The 22,861-nt window shown below is 66.7% G+C and carries 21 protein-coding genes; 14 read left to right on the top strand and 7 right to left on the bottom strand.

Features of this window, described 5'->3' with window-relative positions; genetic code table 11:
- Positions 1-108: 108 nt before the first annotated feature.
- Positions 109-1,359 carry a DUF819 family protein gene (locus tag ACSDHM_RS13565; RefSeq protein ID WP_072169169.1) on the top strand — a complete coding sequence of 417 codons (1,251 nt, stop codon included), beginning with the start codon at positions 109-111 and terminating at the stop codon, positions 1,357-1,359.
- A gap of 117 nt (positions 1,360-1,476) precedes the next feature.
- On the opposite strand, the gene ACSDHM_RS13560 is transcribed toward ACSDHM_RS13565, so the two are convergent.
- Together ACSDHM_RS13560 and ACSDHM_RS13555 are read right to left on the bottom strand one after the other, a co-directional pair.
- Positions 1,477-1,701: a YbdD/YjiX family protein gene (locus ACSDHM_RS13560; RefSeq protein ID WP_005410613.1), complete on the bottom strand. Its 225-nt coding sequence runs from the start codon at positions 1,699-1,701 to the stop codon at positions 1,477-1,479.
- A complete protein-coding gene (locus ACSDHM_RS13555) occupies positions 1,701-3,782 on the bottom strand; it encodes a carbon starvation CstA family protein (protein WP_005418274.1) in 2,082 nt (693 codons plus the stop codon). The genes ACSDHM_RS13560 and ACSDHM_RS13555 overlap by 1 nt, the downstream gene beginning before the upstream one ends.
- A gap of 215 nt (positions 3,783-3,997) precedes the next feature.
- Here ACSDHM_RS13555 and ACSDHM_RS13550 point away from each other — a divergent pair, with 215 nt between their 5' ends.
- Positions 3,998-4,849 carry a pirin family protein gene (locus ACSDHM_RS13550; protein WP_053499689.1) on the top strand — a complete coding sequence of 284 codons (852 nt, stop codon included), beginning with the start codon at positions 3,998-4,000 and terminating at the stop codon, positions 4,847-4,849.
- A 128-nt stretch (positions 4,850-4,977) separates the two neighbouring features.
- Here ACSDHM_RS13550 and ACSDHM_RS13545 read toward each other — a convergent pair whose 3' ends face one another.
- The 4 genes from ACSDHM_RS13545 to ACSDHM_RS13530 form a co-directional block, all read right to left on the bottom strand.
- Positions 4,978-5,436, bottom strand: coding sequence for a hypothetical protein (locus tag ACSDHM_RS13545; RefSeq protein WP_049414687.1), 459 nt, complete (start codon positions 5,434-5,436; stop codon positions 4,978-4,980).
- 197 nt (positions 5,437-5,633) lie between these two features.
- Entirely contained in the window at positions 5,634-6,353 is a 720-nt protein-coding gene (aqpZ, locus tag ACSDHM_RS13540; RefSeq protein ID WP_134972113.1) for an aquaporin Z, read from the bottom strand.
- Between the two features lie 121 nt (positions 6,354-6,474).
- On the bottom strand, positions 6,475-7,338 hold the full coding sequence (locus ACSDHM_RS13535; RefSeq protein ID WP_134972112.1) for a pirin family protein: 864 nt from the start codon (positions 7,336-7,338) through the stop codon (positions 6,475-6,477).
- A 659-nt stretch (positions 7,339-7,997) separates the two neighbouring features.
- Entirely contained in the window at positions 7,998-10,061 is a 2,064-nt protein-coding gene (locus ACSDHM_RS13530; protein WP_439426324.1) for a 3-hydroxyacyl-CoA dehydrogenase NAD-binding domain-containing protein, read from the bottom strand.
- 235 nt (positions 10,062-10,296) lie between these two features.
- On the opposite strand from ACSDHM_RS13530, the gene rpoE reads away from it, so the two are divergent.
- The 9 genes from rpoE to recO all read left to right on the top strand — a co-directional run bounded on the left by rpoE (position 10,297) and on the right by recO (position 18,949).
- Positions 10,297-10,917, top strand: coding sequence for an RNA polymerase sigma factor RpoE (rpoE, locus tag ACSDHM_RS13525; protein ID WP_005418256.1), 621 nt, complete (start codon positions 10,297-10,299; stop codon positions 10,915-10,917).
- Complete coding sequence (locus ACSDHM_RS13520; RefSeq protein ID WP_072169164.1) at positions 10,914-11,795, top strand: sigma-E factor negative regulatory protein; 882 nt, start codon at positions 10,914-10,916, stop codon at positions 11,793-11,795. The genes rpoE and ACSDHM_RS13520 overlap by 4 nt, the downstream gene beginning before the upstream one ends.
- Before the next feature lie 74 nt (positions 11,796-11,869).
- The gene (locus ACSDHM_RS13515; protein WP_439426323.1) at positions 11,870-13,402 is read left to right on the top strand and encodes a DegQ family serine endoprotease; all 1,533 of its coding nucleotides are present in this window, start codon (positions 11,870-11,872) and stop codon (positions 13,400-13,402) included.
- A 182-nt stretch (positions 13,403-13,584) separates the two neighbouring features.
- Positions 13,585-15,378, top strand: a complete 1,794-nt coding sequence (lepA, locus tag ACSDHM_RS13510; protein WP_005418237.1) for a translation elongation factor 4 — start codon at positions 13,585-13,587, stop codon at positions 15,376-15,378.
- 54 nt (positions 15,379-15,432) lie between these two features.
- The gene (gene lepB, locus ACSDHM_RS13505) at positions 15,433-16,227 is read left to right on the top strand and encodes a signal peptidase I (RefSeq protein WP_005418234.1); all 795 of its coding nucleotides are present in this window, start codon (positions 15,433-15,435) and stop codon (positions 16,225-16,227) included.
- A 37-nt stretch (positions 16,228-16,264) separates the two neighbouring features.
- A complete protein-coding gene (locus ACSDHM_RS13500; RefSeq protein ID WP_014038086.1) occupies positions 16,265-16,648 on the top strand; it encodes a DUF4845 domain-containing protein in 384 nt (127 codons plus the stop codon).
- The gene (gene rnc, locus ACSDHM_RS13495) at positions 16,638-17,318 is read left to right on the top strand and encodes a ribonuclease III (RefSeq protein WP_005418230.1); all 681 of its coding nucleotides are present in this window, start codon (positions 16,638-16,640) and stop codon (positions 17,316-17,318) included. The genes ACSDHM_RS13500 and rnc overlap by 11 nt, the downstream gene beginning before the upstream one ends.
- Positions 17,315-18,211 carry a GTPase Era gene (gene era, locus ACSDHM_RS13490; protein WP_005410599.1) on the top strand — a complete coding sequence of 299 codons (897 nt, stop codon included), beginning with the start codon at positions 17,315-17,317 and terminating at the stop codon, positions 18,209-18,211. Before rnc ends, era begins: the two co-directional genes overlap by 4 nt.
- 18 nt (positions 18,212-18,229) lie before the next feature.
- Complete coding sequence (recO, locus tag ACSDHM_RS13485) at positions 18,230-18,949, top strand: DNA repair protein RecO (RefSeq protein ID WP_049447075.1); 720 nt, start codon at positions 18,230-18,232, stop codon at positions 18,947-18,949.
- A gap of 308 nt (positions 18,950-19,257) precedes the next feature.
- On the opposite strand, the gene ACSDHM_RS13480 is transcribed toward recO, so the two are convergent.
- Positions 19,258-19,986: a response regulator gene (locus tag ACSDHM_RS13480; protein WP_072169087.1), complete on the bottom strand. Its 729-nt coding sequence runs from the start codon at positions 19,984-19,986 to the stop codon at positions 19,258-19,260.
- 127 nt (positions 19,987-20,113) lie between these two features.
- Here ACSDHM_RS13480 and rlmD point away from each other — a divergent pair, with 127 nt between their 5' ends.
- The 3 genes from rlmD (at position 20,114) to ACSDHM_RS13465 (ending at position 22,777) form a co-directional block, all read left to right on the top strand.
- Positions 20,114-21,448, top strand: a complete 1,335-nt coding sequence (rlmD, locus tag ACSDHM_RS13475; protein WP_088496755.1) for a 23S rRNA (uracil(1939)-C(5))-methyltransferase RlmD — start codon at positions 20,114-20,116, stop codon at positions 21,446-21,448.
- A gap of 34 nt (positions 21,449-21,482) precedes the next feature.
- Positions 21,483-21,968: a CYTH domain-containing protein gene (locus tag ACSDHM_RS13470; RefSeq protein WP_053500339.1), complete on the top strand. Its 486-nt coding sequence runs from the start codon at positions 21,483-21,485 to the stop codon at positions 21,966-21,968.
- Between the two features lie 113 nt (positions 21,969-22,081).
- Entirely contained in the window at positions 22,082-22,777 is a 696-nt protein-coding gene (locus tag ACSDHM_RS13465) for a DsbA family oxidoreductase (RefSeq protein ID WP_151354904.1), read from the top strand.
- Positions 22,778-22,861 lie beyond the last annotated feature (84 nt).

The raw sequence follows: 22,861 nt of genomic DNA, 5'->3' as shown, positions 1-22,861 counted from the left end.
TCCGCGCTGCGGCATGACCCGACGTGAAGACAATGTTAATCTCGACCTGCGCCGCTTCATGCGGCGCTTTTTTTTTTTTCCCCGCTCCTTCGATCGACAGAGGATCCCATGCCGACCGAACCCGCTACTGCCCTGATCAGCAACGATATCGTTGGACTGGGCCTGATTGCCGCCACCCTGGCCCTGATCTTCTGGGCCGCCAGTGGTCCGACCCCGCTGTTGAAGAAGATCTTCGCCTGGGTGCCGGCACTGCTGCTGTGCTACTTCATCCCCGCCATCTACAACACCGCCGGTGTCATCGATGGCCACAACACCTCGCTCTACAACCCGGTCGCGCGTGACGTGCTGCTGCCGGCCGCGCTGGTCCTGCTGACGCTGTCGATCGACCTCAAGGGCGTCATCAAGCTGGGGCCGAAGCTGTTGCTTGTGTTCTGTGCCGGTACCGCTGGCATCATGCTCGGTGCGATCGTCTCCTTCCAGCTGATGAAGCTGATCCATCCGGAAACGGTGGCCGGTGATACCTGGGCCGGCATGGCCGCGCTGGCCGGCAGCTGGATCGGTGGCGGCGCCAACATGGTCGCCATGCGCGAAGTGTTCGGCACCGATGCCACCACCTTCGGGCAGTTCGCCGTGGTCGACGTGGCCTGCGCCAGCCTGTGGATGGCGATCCTGCTGTTCCTGGCCAACCGCGCGCAGCAGATCGACACCCGCAACGGGGCCGATACGCGTGCCATCGACGAGATGAAGGCACGCATCAGCGCCTACGAGGCACAGAACGCGCGCATTCCCAGCATGACCGACCTGATGGTGATCGTCGGCGTGGCACTGGGTGGCGTCGGCCTGGCCCACGCCATCGCCGCACCGCTGTCGGGCTGGTTCAAGGCCAACGTCAGCTGGGCCAGCCAGTTCAGCCTGGACAGCCAGTTCGTGTGGGTGATCCTGCTGTCCACGGCGATGGGCCTGGGCCTGAGCTTCACCCGTGCGCGCCGGCTGGAAGCCGCAGGCGCTTCGCGGTTGGGCACGGTGTTCCTGTACTTCCTGATCGCCTGCATCGGCATGCAGATGAACCTGCTGTCGCTGCTGGATCGGCCTTGGCTGTTCCTGCTCGGCGCGATCTGGATGGCCACGCACGTGCTGGTGCTGTGGGGGGTGGCCAAGCTGCTGCGCGCGCCGTTGTTCTTCTTCGCGATCGGTTCGCAGGGCAACATCGGGGCGGCCGCCTCGGCTCCCGTGGTGGCCGCGGCCTTCCATCCGACGCTGGCGCCTGTGGGGGTGCTGCTGGGGACGGTGGGCTATGCCACCGGTACCGGGTTGGCCTATGTCACCGGCCTGATCCTGAAGTGGATGGCCGGCGCCTGAGTTCTGACCGGACGTTCCTGTTGCGGGTTCGCGGCGTGCGCCGCGAACCCGCTCTGCCCGTGCAGGGCCGAGCACGCGCTCGGCCTTCTTTTGCCTGCGAAAAGACCGTCCCGGCCCTCAACAGCAGCGGCCACCATTGCGTCCGCCGTAGCGCGCTTCCTGGCGCTCGCGGAAGAACGTCTTGTAGTCCATCGGCTCCTGGTCCGGATGCTTTTCCAGCATATGCCGGACGTAGTTGTCGTAATCAGGAATGCCACAGCACAGTCGTGCGGTCTGCACCAGGCGCCGCCAGATGCGGCGGTGCGCCTGGTACTGGCCGGCGGGAACCAGTTGCGTACTCATCACAGATCCACCATTTCATGTGGCTTCAGCGCCACGTAAGGGGTCTCGCGGTCGCTGCGCTGCGGATTGCGGCGTGCCGCCAGGATGGTCTTGATCGAATACACCAGGACTGCGCCCACCACCAGCAGGAACAGCGCGGTCAGGCCGGTATTGACGTAGGCGTTGACCACGATCTGCTTCATCTGCGCCACCGACTTGGCCGGCGCCGTGATCGTGTCGCTGGCGAGTGCGGCCTGGAACTTGTGTGCCTGTGCCAGGAAACCCTGCGCCGGGTTGCTGTCGAAGATCTTGATGAAGCCGGCATAGGTGGTGCAGATCAGCAGCCACACCGCCGGTACCGCAGTGACCCACGCATAGCGGTCGCGCTTCATCTTGAACAGCACTACCGTGCCCAGCATCAGCGCGATACCGGCCAGCATCTGGTTGGAGATGCCGAACAACGGCCACAAGGTCTGGATGCCGCCGAACGGATCGACCACACCGGTGTAGAGCAGGTAGCCCCACAGCGCCACGCAGCCGGCGGTACCGATGATGTTGGCGGTCCACGACTCGGTCTTCTTCAGCGCCGGGACGAAGTTGCCCAGCAGGTCCTGCAGCATGAAGCGTCCGGCACGGGTGCCAGCGTCCACCGCGGTCAGGATGAACAATGCTTCGAACAGGATCGCGAAGTGGTACCAGAACGCCATCATTGCGTCGCTGCCACTGGGGATCGCTTCGTGCAGGATCTGCGCGATGCCCACCGCGAGTGTCGGTGCGCCACCTGCACGATGCAGGATGGTCGGCTCGCCGATCGCCGCCGCGGTCGCGGTCAGCTGCTCCGGCGTGATGGTGAAGCCCCAGGTGTTGGTGATGTAGTGCGCCGCCGACGCCGCATCGGCGCCGATCACCGCCGCCGGGCTGTTCATCGCGAAGTAGATGCCTGGATCGATGATCGAGGCCGCGACCAGCGCCATCACCGCCACGAACGATTCCATCAGCATGCCGCCGTAGCCGATGTAGCGCATGTGCGCTTCATTGGCCAGCAGCTTCGGCGTGGTGCCGGAGGAGATCAGCGCATGGAAACCAGAGACCGCACCGCAGGCGATGGTGATGAACAGGAACGGGAACATGCCGCCTTTCCACACCGGGCCGTCGCCACTGGCGGCGAACTGGGTCAGCGCCGGCATCTTCAGTTCCGGCATCACGATCAGGATGCCGACGGCCAGCGCGATGATCGTGCCGATCTTGAGGAAGGTCGACAGGTAGTCGCGCGGGGCCAGCAACAGCCACACCGGCAGCACCGATGCGACGAAGCCGTAGCCGATCAGCATCCAGGTGATCTGGGTGCCGGTGAACGTGAACGCCGGGCCCCACACCGGGTCGGCGGCGACCTTGCCGCCGTACCAGATCGCGGCCAGCAGCAGGATCAGGCCGACCACCGAGATCTCGCCGATCTTGCCGGGGCGGATATAGCGCATGTACACGCCCATCAGGATGGCGATAGGCATCGTCGCGATCACCGTGAACATGCCCCACGGGCTTTCAGCTAGCGCCTTGACCACCACCATCGCCAGCACCGCCAGGATGATGATCATGATCAGGAACGCACCGAACAACGCGATGGTGCCAGGTACCTGGCCCATCTCTTCTCTTACCAGGTCGCCCAGCGAACGGCCGTTGCGACGGCTGGACAGGAACAGCACCATGAAGTCCTGCACCGCACCGGCCAGCACCACGCCCACCACCAGCCACAGCAGTCCAGGCAGGTAGCCCATCTGCGCGGCCAGGACCGGGCCGACCAGCGGGCCGGCGCCGGCGATGGCGGCGAAGTGGTGGCCGAACAATACGTGCTTGTTGGTCGGCACGTAGTCCAGGCCATCGTTGTTGATCACCGCCGGCGTGGCCCGGGTCGGATCCAGCTGCATCACCTTGTTGGCGATGAACAGGCTGTAGAAGCGGTACGCCACCAGGTACAGCGAAACCGCGGCGACGACGATCCACAGCGCATTGATGTGTTCGCCGCGGCGCAGGGCCACGGTGCCCAGACAGAAGGCGCCGAGCAGGGCGAGGACCGCCCAGCCTATTTTGGAAAACCCTTTCATGAGGTGCTCTCTCCCGGAAAGACAGTCAAAGAGTCCCGCGAGCCCTCGACAGGGTCAATTGGCACAGGACGAATCGGCGGTAGTACTTTGGTCGTACGCTTGTTGTGCTGACGTGCAGCGAACATCAGGGATGGAACAATCGGTTGCGGCGCCGTCCATTGGCGTGTGGCCGTGCGGCGTCCATCTTCAGTGGCATCCATCCAACAGGAGTCGCCATGAGCTTTCCCGAACCGGTCCGCGTGCTGCGGACCATCCGTGGCATGCCCACCTCCGACGGTGCCGGCGTGCGCCTGACCCGCGTCATCGGTGGCCCGACGCTGCCCGACCTCGATCCGTTCCTGCTGCTCGATGAATTCGGCACCGACCGCGCCGAGGACTACATCGCCGGTTTCCCGGAGCATCCGCACCGCGGATTCGAGACCGTCACCTACATGCTCGACGGGCGCATGCGGCATCGCGACAACCATGGCAACGAAGGCCTGCTGACCCCGGGCAGCGTGCAGTGGATGACCGCTGGCCGCGGCCTGGTGCACTCGGAGATGCCCGAGCAGGAAAGCGGGCAGATGCGTGGCTTCCAGCTGTGGGTGAACCTGCCGGCGAAGGAGAAGATGACCGAGCCGAAGTACCAGGAGTTCGCGCCTGAGCGGATTCCCGTGGTGCACCCGGAAGCGGGCGTGGAGGTGAAGGTGATCGCTGGCACGGTCGATGGCACCCGCGGCCCGATCGTGCAACCGGCCACCGACCCGCTCTACCTCGACATCACGTTGGCGCCCGACCGTGCCTGGACCTATGCGCTGCCGGAAGGGCACAACGCCTTTGCGTACGTGTTCGAAGGTGGCGTGACCGTGGGTGAGCAGGACGCCGCGCGCGACGTCGCTCGCCAGGAACTGGCGGTGCTGGGCGGTGGCGAGCAGTTGCACATCTCGGCCGGCAATGAAGGCGCGCGCCTGATCCTGGTGGCCGGCCGTCCGCTGCGCGAACCGGTGATGCGCCACGGGCCGTTCGTGATGAACACGCGGCAGGAACTGATGCAGGCCTTCGTCGATTTCCAGGAAGGCAAGTTCTGACGTAGTACCGGCCGCTGGCCGGCAACTGCCTCGCCTGGAGGCGGATCGGGGTGCCGGGCAGCGGCCGGCACTACCGTTGGATCGGGTCGCGCTGCGGGGATGCTGCCAAGCAGTCATCCCCGTCATCCTCAGCGCCCGGCGGCCACGGCCGACGGGGTCAGGCTCATGCCCTGCGCCAGCTGTTGCAGTGACCCCAGCTCCTGCGCGCTGTCCGGATACAGCGAAATCTGCGCGTAACGCCCCTTGTCGAGCTTGACCACGCTGATGCGCCGTTCGGCATACCCCGGCGGTTGCTGGCCGCCCAGGTCGGGCTGGTACCAGTACAGCGATTCACCGCCGAAGCTGCCTTTTTCCTGCCGCAGCGAGCGGTTCAGCGGAATGGACGGATCACGCGCGCTGAGCATCAGGCTCAGCACTTCGCGGCCATCAGGGGTGCTGGCGCGGCAGACCAGGAAATCGGCCTGCACCTGCTGCTGCCACTGCAGACCGCTGCTGGCCGGCAGCGAAGGACATTCGGACGGCGCCTGCGCGGCGGCCTGGGCCGCAGCGAAAAGCAGGCTCGACAACATGACAGGCACGAACTTCATGCATCCCCCAAGGTGATGAATTGGTTGGCTTCGCCAGCGGAGCCGGCGACCATGGCATCCCATCCCCGGACGCCACCCCATCCGGCATGTGCACGGACGGTCAACTGAACCTTAACGGAACGTGAGCAATCGCACAATTCGCGGTTGCAAGCGCAACCATTGCGACCGACCGTCGGCCGCAATGGTTGCTGCGGGGATCAGCGGTCGTTGCCGATCCACTTGTAGATCAGGCCGCCAATCGCGCCGCCCAGCAACGGGGCGACCCAGAACAGCCACAACTGGCTGACCGCACCGCTGCCGGCGAAGAAGGCCACGGCCGTGGAGCGGGCCGGGTTCACCGACGTGTTGGTGACCGGGATGCTGATCAGGTGGATCAGGGTCAGCGACAGGCCGATCGCCAGCGGGGCGAACCCGGCCGGTGCCTTGCCGTGGGTGGTACCCATGATCACGATCAGGAACACCGCCGTCAGTACCACTTCGCACAGGAAGGCCGCAGCCACGCTGTAACCACCGGGCGACAGCGCGCCATAGCCATTGCTGGCGAACGCTCCGGCCTGGCTGCCGTCGATGGCGAAGCCACTGGCGCCGGAGGCGATCTGCAGCAGGATGAAGCCGGCCAGCAGGCCGCCCGCAACCTGGGCGATGATGTACGGCACCAGGTCCTTGGTCGGGAAGCGACCACCCGCCCACAGGCCGACGCTGACCGCCGGATTGAAGTGCGCACCGGAGATATGGCCGAACGCATAGGCGCCGGTCACCACGGTCAGGCCGAAGGCGAGCGCCACGCCGAGGAAGCCAATACCCAGCGGATTGCCGTCACCACCGAACTTGGCGGCCAGCACCGCACTGCCACAGCCACCCAGAACCAGCCAGAACGTGCCGAGGAATTCGGCGGACAAGCGTTTACCCATGCTCATGTGTTGCACTCCTTTGACGGTCGAAAGTGTGATTTATGTCACATTTCAATGATCAGCGGGTGACTGTAGCGTCAACGCCGGGTGCAGGAATACACCCTCGGCTGTGTGCAACACGCGATGCTCAGTACTGCGGCAGCGGGATGAACTCCTTGTCGTCGCCGGGGATGGTGCCGAAGCGACCGGCTTCCCAATCGTGCTTGGCCTGCTCGATACGCTCCTTCGAGCTGGACACGAAGTTCCACCACAGGTGGCGCGGGCCATCCAGCGGCTCGCCACCGAACAGCATCGCCTTTACCGGTGTCTTTGCGCGCAGGCGGCCGCGTGCGCCGGCTTCGGGGATGACCAGGTGCTGTGCGGGGATGTCCACGCCATCCAACTGCGCGTCGCCCTCAAGGATGTACAACGCGCGCTCGCGGTGGCCGTCGTCGATGTCGATTTCCGCGTCCGGGTCCAGATCGATCGCCACATTGAGCGTATCGGCGAACACTTTCACCGGCGATTCCTCGCCATAGGCGCGGCCAGCGATCACCCGCAGCCAGGCGCCGTTGCGGCGCTGCTCGGGCAGGGTGGCCGCGGCATGGTGATAGAACGCCGGCTCGATTTCCTCGTGCGATTTCGGCAGCGCGACCCAGGTCTGCATGCCGTGGATCGGGTTGTCATGGTCGCGGTCCGATTGTGGCGTGCGTTCGGAATGGGCGATGCCACGGCCGGCGGTCATCCAGTTGACGTCACCGGGACGGATCACCTGGTCCGATCCAAGGGTGTCGCGGTGGCCGATCGCGCCCGACCACAGGTAGGTGACCGTGGCCAGGCCGATATGCGGATGCGGGCGCACGTCGATGGCGGTGCCGGGGTGCATCAGTGCCGGGCCCATCTGGTCGACGAACACGAACGAACCGATGCTGCGCGCCTGCAGGGTGGGAACGGCGCGGCGGACTTCGAGGCCGCCGATGTCGTGCACGCGCGGGGCGATGATGGTGGTCATGCGGGCGTTCTCGCTGGCAGGGATCAGGGGGCCAGCATCGCATGCAGCTGTGACGGGGACATGCCTCGTATGGGTAACAGGGTGTTCCAGCCAACGGCGCAGCCCCTCGTGGCTGGTCGCTTGGTCGCTGACGGCACAAGCACAAGCCGTGCTTGGCCGGGCGGGGTGGGTTCGCGGGGGACGCCGTGAATCCGTCCGTGGAAGCTTGGCCGCGGCATCCATGCCGCGGACACCCCCGCGAACCCACCCCGCCCGGCCCCAGACAGTTTCCGTGTGCGTCCAGCCACGGAGAAGAAAAAGAAAATCAAAATCAAACGCCGGTCGCTTCGCTCTTGGTGTCGACCAAGGTCGACACCCGCCAGTTCGTAATGATCCGTGCTGAACAAGGTCGACACCTACAGCCATCGCAGTTCACCCACCGTCACCGGGAAACTGTCAGGGGTGGGGCGGTGTCGGGTTGCGGGGTGTCCGCGGCATGGATGCCGCGGCCAAGCCCCCAAGGACGGGTTTACGGCGTCCCCGCAACCCGACACCGCCCCGCCCAGCAAACAGAAAAGCCAGAGCCGGCTGTTGCTCCGGCTCCGGTTCTGGCTCCGGCTCTGGCTTTTGCTTCGGCGGTTGCCTCTGCGGGTGCCGGGCCGCAGGCCCGGCCGATGAACTCAGACCACCGGTTCGCGCAGGACGGGGTTGTCCCAGCCCGGGCGCGGGGCGAAACGGTCGCCGTGGCGCTGCTGCAGCGCCTTCAACCGCTCGACGATCGCATCGGCACCGACCGCACGGATGTGCTGGACCGGACCGCCGCGGAACGGGGCGAAACCGGTGCCGAAGATCACGCCGGCATCCAGCAGGTCCGCATCGGCCACCACGCCTTCGTGCAGGCACGCCACTGCCTCGTTCAACAGCGGCAGGATCAGGCGGTCTTCCAGGTCGGCCGGGGCCTGGTAGTCGCTGGCCACGTCCGGCTTCTTCGGCTTGCCGTTCTCCCAGGTGTAGATGCCCTGGCCATCCTTCTTGCCACGCTTGTCCGGTTCCACCGTCTGCAGCGCGGCCGGAATCTGCAGGCCCAGGAACGGCGCCAGTTCGCGGCCGACACCGGCGGCCACGTCCAGGCCAACGGTATCGATCAGTTCGATCGGGCCCATCGGCATGCCGAACTTCACGGCGGCCTTGTCGATCACCGGGCTCGGGACGCCTTCGGCGTAGGCGGTGGCGGCTTCCAGCATGTACGGGAACAGCACGCGGTTGACCAGGAAGCCCGGACTGCCGGCCACCGGCACCGGGAACTTGCCCAGCGCCTTGCAGAACGCGGCCAGGCGGCGCTCGGTCTCCGGCGCCATGCCATCGTGGTGGATGATTTCCACCAGCGGCATCTGCGCTACCGGGTTGAAGTAGTGCAGGCCGGCGAACTGCGCCGGGCGCTGGATGTGATCGCGCAGTTCCACCAGTGGAATCGACGAGGTATTGGTGGTCAGCAGGGCGTCCTGCTTCATCTTCGGTTCCAGCGTCTGGTACAGCGCACGCTTGGCTTCCGGGTTCTCGATGATCGCCTCGATCACCAGATCCGCTTCGGCAACCCCATTGCCTTCCAGGTCGGCACGCAGGCGTGCGGCCACGGCGGGGCGCTTGCTTTCGTCGCGCACCTTCTTGGCAAACAGCGCCTGCGCGCGTTCCATGGCCGGGTCGATGAAGCGCTGCTCGCGGTCCTGCAGGGTCACCTCGAAGCCCTTGTAAGCGGCCCACGCGGCGATGTCGCCGCCCATCACGCCGGCGCCGACCACGTGCACGTGACGGATGCCGGAATCACCACTGCCCAGGCCCTTCAGTCGCTCGGTGAGGAAGAAGATACGGATCAGGTTGCGCGCGGTCGGTGTACTGGCCAGCTTCACCACGGCGCGCCGCTCGGCGTCCAGGCGGGCCTGGATCGGCTTGCCGCCACTGCGTTGCCAGGTGCTGATCAGCGCGTACGGCGCCGGGTAATGGTCCTTCTTCGCCTTGCGTGCGACCTGCTTGACCATCTGCGGCGCCAGCAGCCTGCGTGCCAGCCAGGTGTTGGTGGCCCATGCCGTCGCGCGCTGCTTGAACGGGCGGGTGGTACCGGACAGCGCCAGCGCGACGGCGGTGTCGAGCACCACCGCTGGCGCCACCACCTTGTCGACCAGGCCGATGCCACGCGCGGCCGAGGCCGACAGGGTGCGGCCGGTCAGCATCATGTCCATCGCCGCCGGCGCGCCCACCAACTGCGGCAGGCGGGCGCTGCCGCCCCAGCCCGGGAAGATGCCCAGCTGGGTTTCCGGCAGGCCGATGCGGGTGCTGCTGTCATTGGACGCCACGCGGTAGCGGCAGGCCAGCGCCAGTTCGGTGCCGCCGCCCAGGCAGTGGCCGTGGATCGCCGCCACGGTGGGGCAGGGCAGCTCGGCCAGCTTCTGATAGGTCGCTTGGCCACGACGGATCGCGTCGTTGACAGTGCCGCGACGGTCGAATTCCTGGAACTCCTTCAGGTCGGCACCGGCAATGAAGCCGGCCTTCTTCAGCGACTGGACCACCACGCCCTTGGGCGGGTCCAGCGCGATGCGCTCAAGCAGGTCGCCCAGCTCCAGCAGCACGTCCTGCGACATCGCGTTGACGCTGCTGTCCTGACGATCCAGGGAGAGAACCACCACGCCGTCGTCGCGGATCTCGGGGTGCCAGTGGCTGAAGCGGAGACCATCGAAGCCTGAGAGCATGGACGTTCCATCCGGTTGTGTATGGAGAAGCGGCTATGATCCAGAGGTTGTTTCCCTCGCGTCAAATCCCAATAGCAGGGGAGTGGCGCCCCCGGATCCATGGCCGTGGACCGGGACGCTAACGGAACGGTGGTTAAAAGCTGGTGCGGCGCCAGGTGATCGGCGACTGAACTTTTCCCGGGATTGGCAGTCTCATTGCCCGACGTCGGTTGGGCTGACAGGAGTGCGGCCCCTCATGGCCGAGGTTGATACACCACAGGAGCTGGATCTGGAACTGGTCCGGCGCGTGCAGCACGGCGAGAGTGCCGCCTTCGATGTCCTGGTGCGCAAGTACCAGCATCGGGTGGTGGCCCTGGTCGGTCGCTACATCGCCGACTGGAGCGAATGTCAGGACGTCGCCCAGGACACTTTCATCCGTGCCTACCGCGCGATCGGGAGTTTCCGTGGCGATGCCCAGTTCTCAACCTGGTTGCATCGAATCGCCGTGAATACCGCCAAAAACTACCTGGCTTCACACAATCGACGGCCGCCGACCGATGACATCGACATCGGCGATGCCGAACAGTTCGACAGTGGTACGCGCCTGCGTGACACCGACACGCCCGAACGCGAGTTGATGCGCCAGGAGCTGGAACAGACGGTGATGAAGGCCGTCAACGCGCTGCCGGAAGAACTCCGGTCAGCGATCACCCTGCGCGAGGTGGAAGGCCTGAGCTACGAGGATATCGCGCAGAAGATGGGGTGCCCGATCGGCACGGTGCGTTCACGGATCTTCCGGGCGCGCGAGGCGATCGACACCGAACTCCGGCCGCTGCTGGACATCGGCAGCGCCACCCGTGAGAAGAGCCGCGTATGACCAGTAACCCGTTCAACGAATCGCAGAACCATCAATCGCCCGCCGGGCAGCGCCTGGACCAGCGCCATCGCGAGCAGCTGTCGGCCCTGGTCGATGGCGAGCTGGGCGCCGATGAAGCGCGCTTCCTGCTGCGCCGGATGGAGCACGACCCCGAGCTGGCCGGCTGCCAGGAACGCTGGCAGCTGCTGGGCGACGTGATGCGCGGACAGGCGTCGGCGCTGGCGCCGGCCGGCTTCAGTGCCGCCGTGGCTGCCGCCATCGCGGCCGAGCCGGCGCCACAGGCCGAGCCGCGTCGCCAGGTACGTCGCAGTGGCTGGCGGGCCTGGGGCGGCGGCGCCGCCCTGGCCGCGTCGGTGGCCGCCGTCGCACTGTTCATCGGCGGCGAGAAACTGAAGGAGGCCACGCCGGGTGAACCGCTGGCGCCGCAGGTGATCGCCAGCCAGGCGGAACTGCCACCGGCGCCAACCGCGCCGGCCCCGGTGACCGAAGCATCGGTGGATACCGCCGCGATGGCCGTGGCGGCGGCGCCGGCTGTGGCGATGGCTGCTACCAGCCGTCGCCAGGACGCCCGCCGCGCCAGTGCAACCCGCAGCCAGCAGGCCGCGCGTGCCGCCCAGCGCGATGACGCTCCGCAGCGCGCCATCGCCGCCGTGCAGGCACCGCTGGCTCCGACCGTACCGGCCAACGCCAACCACAACCTGCCGTTTGGTGAGGTCGGTGGGCTGCAGGCCCGGCCATGGCCGCGCTCCAGCCTGGCGCCCGCCGCCGGTGGTGCGCTCAATGCCAGCTTCCCGGCCCATGCCGGTGGTGCCGCGTTCTACCCGTTCGAGCCGCGCCTGCAGGACGACCTGCCGGTGCCGCCGCGCCCGCGCGACTGAGCCGGGCGCCTTCACGCCCCGCCGTCGGCGGGGCCCGTATTCCTCTTTCCACCCGATCCGGAGGTTGCCGTCCGATGACTCCCCGACTCCGCACGCAGGCCATTGGCCTGCTGGCCCTGACCCTTCCCCTGGTGGCCTGCGCACAGGAGCCGGCGCCTGCCGCGCAGACCCAGCCTGCGCCGGCCGCGGCGCCGCGGGCGCCTGCACAACCGCTGGTCAGTGGCTTGCCTGACTTCACCAACCTGGTCGAACAGGTCGGCCCGGGCGTGGTCAACGTCGACACCACCATCGTCCGCAACAACCGCCAGGCCTCGCGCGGCCCGATGGGCGACGATGACATGCCGGAGTTCTTCCGCCGCTTCTTCGGCCCTGACTTCCCGATGCCGGGGCAGGGGCCGGGTGGGCAGGATGGCGGTCCCAGCATCAAGGGGCGTGGCATGGGATCGGGCTTCATCATCTCGCCCGATGGCTATGTACTGACCAACTACCACGTGGTGGCCGACGCCAGCGAGGTGAAGGTCAAGCTGGGCGACAGCCGCGAGTTCACCGCCAAGGTGGTGGGCAGCGACCAGCAGTACGACGTGGCCCTGCTCAAGATCGATGGCAAGAACCTGCCCACCGTGCGCGTGGGCGATTCCAACACCCTGAAGCCCGGTCAATGGGTTGTCGCGATCGGCTCGCCGTTCGGCCTCGACCATTCCGTTACCGCCGGCGTGGTCAGCGCCGTTGGTCGCAGTACGGGGGGGCCGGACCAGCGCTACGTGCCATTCATCCAGACCGACGTGGCGATCAACCAGGGCAATTCCGGTGGGCCGCTGCTGAACACCCGCGGCGAAGTGGTCGGCATCAACTCGCAGATCTTCTCGGCCTCCGGCGGCTACATGGGCATCAGCTTCGCGATCCCGATCGACCTGGCGATGAGCGCGGTCGAGCAGATCAAGAAGAGCGGCAAGGTCACCCGCGGCCAGCTCGGCGCGGTGGTCGAACCGATCGATTCGCTGAAGGCGCAGGGACTGGGCCTGCCGGACAGCCGCGGCGCGCTGGTCAACCAGATCGTGGCCGGCAGTGCGGCCGCCAAGGCCGGCGTGCAGGTGGGCGATGTCATCCGCTCGGTCAACGGCAGCGCGGTCAACAGCTGGTCCGACCTGCCGCCGCTGATCGGTGCGATGGCGCCGGGCAGCAAGGTGAACCTGGTGGTTTACCGCGACGGCAAGCCGCATGAGCTCAGTGCCACGCTGACCGCACTGAGCGAGGACGGGCAGGCCAATGCCCGCGGGCCGTCGGCTGGCGGTGGCGAGGCGGCTCCGCAGACCGGTGCCAACGCCCTGCTGGGGCTGGACGTCAGCGACCTGAACGCGGCCCAGCGCAAGCAGTTGGGGCTCAACGGCAATGAAGGCGTGCGCATCACCGGGGTCAAGGGCCAGGCGGCACGCGATGCCGGCCTGTCGCCGGGCATGGTGATCCTGCAGGTCGGCCGCACTGCGGTCGGCAGCGTGGATGCCCTGAACCGGGCATTGTCCAGCTTCAAGAAGGACGACGTGGTGATGCTGCTGGTCCGCACGGCCAACGGCAACAGCGCCTTCGTGGCGGTGAAGGCCGGCCAGTAAGGCTCCTGCCGGGGCCGCTTCGGCGGCGCCGACGCGGCCCCCGAAGCCCCGCCCCGGCGGGGCTTCGGCCGTTCTGGCCCCGGCCCGATGAGGCAGTTTTCGCGGCCGGGCGCCGGGCATGCGATAATCGACCGTTACCCTGACGACGCCGCGCGCCGCCGCCACCTATGTCTTCTGATTCGATGCGGAACATCCGCAACTTCTCCATCATCGCCCATGTCGACCACGGCAAGTCCACGCTGGCCGACCGCATCATCCAGCTCTGTGGTGGCCTGCAGGCCCGCGAGATGGAAGCGCAGGTGCTCGACTCCAATCCCATCGAGCGCGAGCGTGGCATCACGATCAAGGCGCAATCGGTGTCACTGCCGTACCTGGCCAAGGACGGGCAGACCTATCACCTGAACTTCATCGACACCCCCGGCCACGTCGACTTCTCCTATGAAGTCAGCCGCTCGCTGGCCGCCTGCGAAGGCGCGCTGCTGGTGGTCGACGCGGCGCAGGGCGTGGAAGCGCAGTCGGTGGCCAACTGCTATACCGCAGTGGAGCAGGGCCTGGAAGTGGTGCCGGTGATCAACAAGATCGACCTGCCCACCGCCGACATCGAGCGCGCCAAGGCCGAGATCGAGGCCGTGATCGGCATCGACGCCTCCGACGCCGTGCCGGTCAGTGCCAAGACCGGCCTCAACGTGCAGGACGTGCTGGAGGCGATCGTCCATCGCATCCCGCCGCCGGTGCCGCGCGACACCGACAAGCTGCAGGCGCTGATCATCGACTCGTGGTTCGACAACTACCTGGGCGTGGTCTCGCTGGTGCGCGTGATGCAGGGCGAGATCAAGGCCGGTGACAAGCTGCAGGTGATGTCGACCGGCCGCAACCACCAGGTCGACAACGTCGGCGTGTTCACTCCCAAGCGCAAGGTGCTGCCGGCGCTGCGTGCCGGTGAAGTGGGCTGGGTCACCGCCAGCATCAAGGACGTGCATGGTGCGCCGGTCGGCGACACCCTCACCCTGGCCGGCGATCCGGCGCCGAAGCCGCTGCCGGGCTTCCAGGAAATGCAGCCGCGCGTGTTCGCCGGCCTGTTCCCGGTCGATGCCGAGGACTACCCGGACCTGCGCGAAGCGCTGGACAAGCTGCGCCTGAACGATGCCGCGCTGCGTTTCGAGCCGGAAAGCTCCGAAGCGATGGGCTTCGGCTTCCGCTGTGGCTTCCTGGGCATGCTGCACATGGAGATCGTGCAGGAGCGCCTGGAACGCGAATACAACCTGGACCTGATCAGCACCGCGCCGACGGTGGTGTATGAGGTCCTGAAGACCGACGGCTCGGTCATCAACATGGACAACCCGGCCAAGCTGCCGCCGGTGAACCAGGTCGAGGAGATCCGCGAGCCGATCATCCGCGCCAATGTGCTCACTCCCGAGGAATACATCGGCAACATCATCAAGCTGTGCGAAGAAAAGCGCGGCAGCCAGATCGGCATCAACTACCTGGGCAGCCAGGTGCAGATCAGCTACGAGCTGCCGATGGCCGAGGTGGTGCTGGACTTCTTCGACAAGCTCAAGTCGGTCAGCCGTGGCTATGCCTCGCTGGACTACCACTTCGTGCGCTTCGACGCCGGCCCGTTCGTGCGCGTCGACGTGCTGATCAACGGTGACAAGGTCGACGCACTGTCGCTGATCGTGCACCGCAGCCACGCCGACCGCCGTGGCCGCGAGCTGTGCGAGAAGATGAAGGACCTGATCCCCCGGCAGATGTTCGACGTGGCCATCCAGGCCGCCGTCGGCTCGCAGATCATCGCCCGCACCACGGTCAAGGCGATGCGCAAGAACGTGCTGGCCAAGTGCTATGGTGGCGACGTCTCGCGCAAGAAGAAGCTTCTGGAAAAGCAGAAGGAAGGCAAGAAGCGCATGAAGCAGGTCGGCCGCGTGGAGATCCCGCAGGAAGCGTTCCTGGCCGTGCTGCAGATGGACAACAAGTAAGCCCGCACCGGCCTCGCGGGGCCGGTCGTCTGGTGACGTTGCAAAGGACCCTGAATGAAACTGTTTGAGATCCTCCTGGTCGTGCTGACCCTGGCCTCGGGCCTGATCCTGCTCGCCGACAAGCTGTACCTCGCCAAGCGCCGCGCCCAGCGCGCGGGCCTGCTCGACACCGAGCCGGTGCTGGTGGACTACTCGCGTGCATTCTTCCCGGTGCTGGCGATCGTGCTGATCGTGCGCAGTTTCATCGCCGAGCCGTACAAGATCCCGTCCAGCTCGATGATGCCGAACCTGCTGATCGGCGATTTCATCCTGGTCAACAAATTTTCCTACGGCCTGCGCCTGCCGATCAGCAACACCAAGATCGTCCCCTTCGGCGAGCCGTCGCGCGGCGACGTGGTGGTGTTCCACTTCCCCGGCCACAGCGACAACGACCCGGCCAAGGGCGAGAACTTCATCAAGCGCGTGATCGGCGTGCCGGGTGACACCGTGGTCTTCGAAGGCGACGGCGTGATCCTCAATGGCGAACCGCTGAAGTACGACAACAAGGGCATCTATGCCGGCCACAAGGGCCAGGGCGAGGGCGCCAACCTGCTGGTCGAGCACCTGCCGGGCCGTACCCATACCGTGCTGGAGACCGACTATCCGCGTGGCCAGGGCCAGTGGACCGTACCGGCCGGCAAGTACCTGGTGATGGGCGACAATCGTGACAACAGCGACGATGGCCGCTTCTGGGGCCTGCTGCCGGAAGAAAACCTGCGCGGCAAGGCCTTCCTGATCTGGCTGAACTGCCAGGGCTGGTTCTGCAAGGATGGCTTCGAGCCGTCGCGGATCGGCTCGAGCATCAACTGAGTACCTTCACATCCAACGCGTATCTGGGGAGAACGCAATGAAGACGATGAACACGCAGCGTGGCATGACCCTGACCTCGTTCCTGGCGGTCCTGATCGTGGTGGGTTTCTTCCTTTACATCGGCATGAAGCTGTTCCCGATGTACCAGGAGTATTACGCGGTGCGCTCGGCGATGAAGAGCCTGGCCAAGGAGCCGGGCGTGGGCAGCATGGAGCCGGCCCGGATCCAGGATCTGTTCTTCAAGCGCCTGTACATCAATTACTCGGAAAACGTGAAGCCGGCCAACGTGAAGTTCGACCGTCGCGACAATGGCTGGACCCTCAAGGTCAACTACGAAGTGCGCCGTCCGCTGGTCGGCAACCTGGACGTGGTTGGCAAATTCGATTCATCCCAGGACCTGACTCGAAGCGGTGCCGAATAAACCTTTCCAACGTGGTGACCTGATCGGTCATCCCTTCCGCGACCCGGCGCTGCTCAAGCAGGCGCTGACGCATCGTAGCGCCGGTGCGCCACACAACGAGCGCCTGGAATTCCTGGGCGACAGCATCGTCAACATGATGGCGGCCGAGGCGTTGTACCGACGCTGGCCCAAGGCTGACGAGGGCGCGATGACCCGTGCCCGCGCCGAACTGGTGCGTGAGGGCGCGCTGGCGGTGATTGGACGTAGCCTGGAACTGGGCGAGCGGCTGATCCTGGGCCCGGGCGAAATGAAGTCCGGTGGCCACCGTCGTGATTCGATCCTGGCCGACGCGGTGGAAGCCGTGGTGGCTGCGATCTACCTGGATGCCGGTTTCGAGGCCTGCCGGGCGGTGGTACTGCCTTGGTTCAGCGCTTCGATCGAGGCACTGCCGGCCTCCGGCCGACCCGAGAAGGACCCCAAGACCCGCTTGCAGGAATGGCTGCAGGCCCGACAGAAGGCGTTGCCGCAGTATGAACTGGTGTCAGAATCCGGTGACGACCACGCCAAGCACTTCCGGGTACGCTGCAACGTAGCCGACCCGGCCGCCAGCACCGAGGGCGAAGGCGCCTCGCGGCGGCTTGCCGAACAACAGGCGGCTGCGGCCGTCCTAGAACAACTGGATTCCAAGTGAGCGAACAAACTCCCCATCATTGCGGCAGCGTGGCCGTCATCGGCCGCCCGAACGTGGGCAAGTCGACCCTGACCAATGCCCTGGTCGGCGCCAAGGTCAGCATCGTCTCCAACCGTCCGCAGACCACGCGTCATCGCCTGCTGGGCATCGCCACCTATCCGGAGGGCCAGCTGGTGCTGGTTGACACCCCCGGACTGCACAAGGTCCAGAAGCGGGCGATGAACCGGGTGATGAATCGCGCCGCGCGTGGCTCGCTGGAAGGCGTCGATGCCGGCCTGCTGGTGATCGAAGCCGGTCGCTGGGATGAAGAGGACAGCCTGGCGTTCAACGTGCTGCGCGACGCCGGCATCCCGGTGGTGCTGGTGGTCAACAAGATCGATCGCCTGAAGGAAAAGGGCGCGTTGCTGCCGTTCCTGCAGCAGGTGACCGAGGGTCGCGACTTCGCCGCCGTGCATCCGATCTCCGCGCAGAAGCGCAACGGCCTGGAAGCGCTGGTGCGCGACGTGCTGAAGCTGCTGCCGGAAGCCCCGCCGATGTTCGGCGAGGATGAGATCACCGACCGCAGCCAGCGTTTCCTGGCCGGTGAACTGGTGCGTGAGCAGCTGATGCGCCAGCTCGGCGAGGAACTACCGTATGCCACCACTGTCGAGATCGAACGCTTCACCGAGGACGGCAACCTGCTGCGCATCGGTGCGGTGATCTGGGTCGAGCGTGAAGGCCAGAAGGCCATCGTGATCGGCAAGGGCGGCGCCCGCCTGAAGGAGATCGGCGCCAAGTCCCGCCTGCAGATGGAGCGTCTGTTCGGGGCCAAGGTGTTCCTGGAAACCTGGGTGCGCGTGCGTGAAGGCTGGTCCGACGACGAGGCCGCGCTGAAGGCCTTCGGTTACGAGTAAGGCGTTGTAGTCGCTTCGATGATGATCGAGGACGACACCGGCTTCGTGCTGCACGCACGGGCCTACCGCGAGACCAGCCTGCTGGTCGAAGTGTTGAGCGCACAGCATGGCCGTATCGGCCTGCTTGCGCGTGGCGTGTCCACTGCCAAGGGCCAGGTGCTGCGCGCCGCCCTGCAGCCGTTGCAGTGGATCCGCTTCAGTGCCCAGCAGCGGGGTGAGTTGGCCCAGCTGCGTGGCGCCGAGGCGCTGGATGCCGCGCCACGCCTGGTCGGGCAGGCGATGCTGGCCGGCTTCTACCTGAGCGAACTGACCCTGCGCCTGGCCCCGCGCCAGGACCCGCTGCCGGAGCTGTACCTCGCCTACGGCGAGGCGCGTGCGCGGCTGGCGGTGGGCGCTGGCCTGGCCTGGACCCTGCGCCGTTTCGAACGCGAGCTGCTGTCTGCGCTGGGCCTGGGTTTCGAGCTGGACAGCGCCAGCGATGGCCAGCCGATCGACCCGGCGGCGCGGTACGAACTGGACCCGCAGGAGGGTGCGCAGCGCCTGTTGAGCGAGCGCGGCGGGGAGCGCCGGGCAGCCGCCACCGGGTCGGCGCTGTTGGCGCTGGCGGCTGACGAAGAGCCGGATGCCGCCGATCTGGCCAGCCTGCGCCTGCCGATGCGGCGGGTGCTGGCCCATCACCTGGGGCCGCGCGGGCTGAAGTCCTGGGAAATGCTCGAGCAGCTGGCGCCCAGGCGTTGAGGGGTGTTCGGCAGGGCTTGCAGCCCTGCACCTGCCGAGGCCAAAGCAACAGCAACAGCAACAGCGTGCATTCCGTCGGATGGCGGGGTGGGTCCGGTTGAGGGGGGGGCGCTGCAAGTACCCCTCCGGGGCCCGGCCCAGCCGCCAGCGGCTGGGCCGGACCGCGGAGCGGGGTTTACGGCGTGTCCTGCCCACCCACACCGGCCCGCCCAACAAGCAAAGGCCAGAGCCGCTCTGGCTCTGGCCTTTGCTGTTGCCTTGGTTTGAAGCCTCGGCAGTTGCAGGGGCGCAGCCCTGCCGAGCAACCCTCAGTGCAGCAGGGCAGCCACCGCGTCGCGGAACCCCGCCTGGGCCTGCCCGGAATCGGGCGCATGATGCAGCTGGCGCACCGCCCGTCCCAACCGTGCCGCCCCCACGAAGCCACAGCTGGCCTGCAATCGGTGCAACTGGCTGCGCAACTGGCGCTCGTCGTGCTGGTCGACCGCCTGCTCGACCGCGTCGCGCACGCCCGGCAACTCGGCCAGGAACAGTTCGCGCAGTGCGATCAGGTGGTTGCGCTGGCCATTGAGCGCTGCCAGGGCTGCGGTCTCGTCCCAGTCCTGTACGGCCAGTTCGACCGCGGCCGGGGCCTGTGCCACGAAGATCCCCGCCGGGCTGTTGACCAGCGCTCGGCGCACGGCCTTCAGCAGCTGGTCGCGGCCCAGTGGCTTGACCAGCGTGTCGCTGAAACCAGCTTCGCGCAGGCGGGCGTGAATGGAGGCATCGCCGTCGGCGGTATGTGCCAGCGCCGGCGTGTCGGGATGTGAACGGCGCAACTCACGCAACAGCTGCGCGCCATTGCCGTCCGGCAGGTTGACGTCGATCAGCCACAGGTCATGCGAGCCGGGCTCGGCACTGGCCAGGGCACTGGCCAGCGAATCTGCGGTGTCCACATCCGCCGGTAACGTTTCCAACGCCGCCTTGAAAAAACCGCGGCTGATGATGTCGTCCTCGACAAGCAGGAAGCGGGGCCGTGCGGCCCGCGGGGTCATCTGCATCAGGGCTGCCTCCATGTCAGCTGTCCCAATCATCATGCACGACGGCCACGGGCGCAAGCGGGTCCGGGCCCCATCGGTCAGGATCTGCGACAATACGCCCCCATTTTTGCCCGCAGCCTGTTGCCACGTGGCCCGATCCCGCTCCCGCACCGACCGTACCCCGTTCCAGACCGAGATCCTCGACCTCAGCCATGATGGTCGCGGTGTCGCCCGCCGTGAAGGCGAGGGCGGCAAGGTTACCTTCGTCAGCGGCGCCCTGCCCGGTGAGGTGGTGATGGCCGAACAGACAGCCCGCAGCCGCCATTTCGACGAGGCGCGCACGCTGGAGGTGCTGCAGGCCTCGCCGCAGCGGGTGACCCCCAAGTGCCCCCATTTCGGCACCTGTGCCGGCTGCGTACTGCAGCACCTGGACGAGGCCCAGCAGATCGTCGCCAAGCAGCGCGTGCTGATGGACAACCTGGAGCGGATCGGCCATGTGAAGCCGGGCACCGTGCTGCCGCCGCTGGTCGGCGAGAGCTGGGGTTACCGCCGCAAGGGCCGCTTCTCGGTGCGCCGGGTCGAGAAGAAGGACAAGACCCTGGTCGGCTTCCGTGAACAGGATCCGCGTTTCGTCGCCGACCTCAGCCAATGCCTGACGGTGATTCCGGAAATCGGCACCCAGGTCGAGGCGCTGTCCACCTTCATTGAAACGCTCGATGGCAAGCGCGACATCCCGCAGATCGAGTTCATCGCCGGTGACCAGGCGGTGGTGCTGACCGTGCGCCACCTGCAACCGCTCAGCGATGCGGACCGCGCGGCCTGGGCTGCCTTCGGCCAGCAGCATGGGTTCGTGATCTACCTGCAGTCCGGCGGCGTGGACACCGTGCAGCCGCTGGACGGGCAGGGCGTGCCGCTGTCGTTCCGGCTGGCGCCGTGGGATGTCGAGCTGGCGTTCCGCCCGTTGGATTTCATCCAGGTCAACGCCAAGCTCAACGAGAAGATGATCGCCCACGCCCTGGACCTGCTGCAGCCGGGTAAGGACGAGCGCGTGCTGGACCTGTTCTGCGGCCTGGGCAACTTCACCCTGCCGTTGGCCCGCCGTGTGCGTGAAGTGGTGGGTGTGGAAGGCGATGCCGGCCTCGTCGCGCGTGCGCGTGAGAACGCCGAGCGCAACGGCCTGGCGAACGCGCAGTTCTTCAGCGCCGACCTGACCCAGGACCAGCGCAGCACGGCGTGGATGCGCCAGGGCTTCGACAAGCTGCTGCTGGATCCGCCGCGCTCGGGCGCGATCGAAGTGCTGCAGCAGCTGCCGCTGAAGCAGTTCAAGCGCATCGTCTACGTCAGCTGCCACCCGGGCTCGCTGGCGCGCGATGCCGGCTATCTGGTCAACGAACAGGGCTTTACCCTGGTCAGCGCCGGTGCCATGGACATGTTCCCGCACACCGCGCACGTGGAAAGCATCGCGGTATTCGAAAAGCGCTGAGCAGCTGTCATCACCCGTGGCGCATAATTGCGCCATGGGCATCGAAATCGAACGCAAATTCCTGGTCAGCAGCGATGGCTGGCGCACCGCCGCGCATCGGGTGATCCCGATGGCGCAGGGCTACATCAACGACATGGGCGCGCTCGACCGCGGCACCCAGAACGCCTCGGTGCGCGTGCGCATCGAAGGCGACCACGCCGCGCTGAACCTGAAGTCGCGCACCCTCGGCCACACCCGGCAGGAGTTCGACTACCCGATCCCCGTGGAGGACGCGCGCGCACTGCTGGCGCTGTGTGTCGGCGGCCTGATCGACAAGCGCCGCCATCTGGTCGAACACGCCGGCCTGACCTGGGAAGTGGACGAGTTCCTCGGTGACAACGCCGGCCTGGTGGTGGCCGAAGTCGAGCTGGAAAGCGCGGACCAGGCCATCGACCTGCCGGACTGGGTCGGCGCCGAAGTGACCGATGACGCCCGCTACTACAACGTTGCCCTGGCCAGCCGCCCGTATTCACAGTGGTGAGCCCCCAAAAAGGGGACGGAGGGGATTAAGTCGGCTTTACCCCGCCTGTGCGGAAAGCGACTTAATCCCCTCCGTCCCCTTTTATCGAGGAAGGCGGTCCCCATGTCGTTCGGATGAGAATCGACATCTACTCCGACGTGGTCTGCCCCTGGTGCTGGATCGGCAAGCATCGTTTCCAGCAGGGCGTGCAGTTGCTGGGCCCGAACGCGCCTGACCTCGATATCCACTGGCAGCCGTTCCAGCTGGACCCGGATGCGGACGACACCCCGGTGCCGCTGCGCGAGGCCTATGCGCGCAAGTTCGGGGGCGTCGAGCGCACCGAGCAGATCCTCGGCCAGACCCAGACCACCGCACGCGCGGAGGGGCTGCCGATGGATTTCAACCAGGGCCAGGTGCGGGTGACCACGCTGCCGGCGCATCGGGTGTTGTGGCTGGCCGGCCAGCATGGCGTGCAGGATGCGGTGGGTGAATCGCTGTTCCGCGCCCACTTCGAGCATGGCCAGAACCTGGCTGACAACGCTGTACTGGTGAAGGCCGGCGTGGCGGGCGGCCTGGACGGTGGCGAAATCGCGCAGATGCTGGCCTCCGACCGCGGGCTGGCCGAGGTCGAAGCCAAGCTGGCGCAGGCCCATGCACTGGGCATTTCTTCGGTGCCGACCTTCGTCATCGATGGGAAGTGGGCGATTTCCGGGGCCCAACCACCCGAGGCGTTCGCCCAGGCCCTGCAGCAGATCGCGGCCGAACAGGGCGCCCCGGCCACCCCGGCTGACGGCGACGAGGCCTGCGGCCCGGACGGCTGCAAGGTCTGACCGGCTCCTCAAAAGGGGACGGAGGGGATTAAGACGTATCCAGCCTCTTGGGGCCGATTGCGCCTTAATCCCCTCCGTCCCCTT

This window comes from Stenotrophomonas sp. T8, from assembly GCF_051853085.1.
GTDB classification, from domain to species: Bacteria; Pseudomonadota; Gammaproteobacteria; order Xanthomonadales; family Xanthomonadaceae; genus Stenotrophomonas; species Stenotrophomonas sepilia.
The sequence above is the reverse complement of the archived record's forward strand: the minus strand, read 5'-3'. Positions and strand labels throughout refer to the sequence as shown.

Excerpts from the sequence above, each read along its gene's own strand:
- ACSDHM_RS13565 (WP_072169169.1), top strand. The coding sequence starts at position 109 with ATGCCGACCGAACCCGCTACTGCCCTGATCAGCAACGATATCGTTGGA.
- ACSDHM_RS13530 (WP_439426324.1), bottom strand. The coding sequence starts at position 10,061 with ATGCTCTCAGGCTTCGATGGTCTCCGCTTCAGCCACTGGCACCCCGAG.
- ACSDHM_RS13515 (WP_439426323.1), top strand. The coding sequence starts at position 11,870 with ATGACTCCCCGACTCCGCACGCAGGCCATTGGCCTGCTGGCCCTGACC.
- lepA (WP_005418237.1), top strand. The coding sequence starts at position 13,585 with ATGCGGAACATCCGCAACTTCTCCATCATCGCCCATGTCGACCACGGC.
- recO (WP_049447075.1), top strand. The coding sequence starts at position 18,230 with ATGATGATCGAGGACGACACCGGCTTCGTGCTGCACGCACGGGCCTAC.
- ACSDHM_RS13560 (WP_005410613.1), bottom strand. The coding sequence starts at position 1,701 with ATGAGTACGCAACTGGTTCCCGCCGGCCAGTACCAGGCGCACCGCCGC.
- aqpZ (WP_134972113.1), bottom strand. The coding sequence starts at position 6,353 with ATGAGCATGGGTAAACGCTTGTCCGCCGAATTCCTCGGCACGTTCTGG.
- ACSDHM_RS13470 (WP_053500339.1), top strand. The coding sequence starts at position 21,483 with ATGGGCATCGAAATCGAACGCAAATTCCTGGTCAGCAGCGATGGCTGG.
- lepB (WP_005418234.1), top strand. The coding sequence starts at position 15,433 with ATGAAACTGTTTGAGATCCTCCTGGTCGTGCTGACCCTGGCCTCGGGC.
- ACSDHM_RS13550 (WP_053499689.1), top strand. The coding sequence starts at position 3,998 with ATGAGCTTTCCCGAACCGGTCCGCGTGCTGCGGACCATCCGTGGCATG.
- ACSDHM_RS13545 (WP_049414687.1), bottom strand. The coding sequence starts at position 5,436 with ATGAAGTTCGTGCCTGTCATGTTGTCGAGCCTGCTTTTCGCTGCGGCC.
- ACSDHM_RS13480 (WP_072169087.1), bottom strand. The coding sequence starts at position 19,986 with ATGCAGATGACCCCGCGGGCCGCACGGCCCCGCTTCCTGCTTGTCGAG.
- rpoE (WP_005418256.1), top strand. The coding sequence starts at position 10,297 with ATGGCCGAGGTTGATACACCACAGGAGCTGGATCTGGAACTGGTCCGG.
- ACSDHM_RS13555 (WP_005418274.1), bottom strand. The coding sequence starts at position 3,782 with ATGAAAGGGTTTTCCAAAATAGGCTGGGCGGTCCTCGCCCTGCTCGGC.
- ACSDHM_RS13465 (WP_151354904.1), top strand. The coding sequence starts at position 22,082 with ATGAGAATCGACATCTACTCCGACGTGGTCTGCCCCTGGTGCTGGATC.
- ACSDHM_RS13520 (WP_072169164.1), top strand. The coding sequence starts at position 10,914 with ATGACCAGTAACCCGTTCAACGAATCGCAGAACCATCAATCGCCCGCC.
- ACSDHM_RS13535 (WP_134972112.1), bottom strand. The coding sequence starts at position 7,338 with ATGACCACCATCATCGCCCCGCGCGTGCACGACATCGGCGGCCTCGAA.
- ACSDHM_RS13500 (WP_014038086.1), top strand. The coding sequence starts at position 16,265 with ATGAAGACGATGAACACGCAGCGTGGCATGACCCTGACCTCGTTCCTG.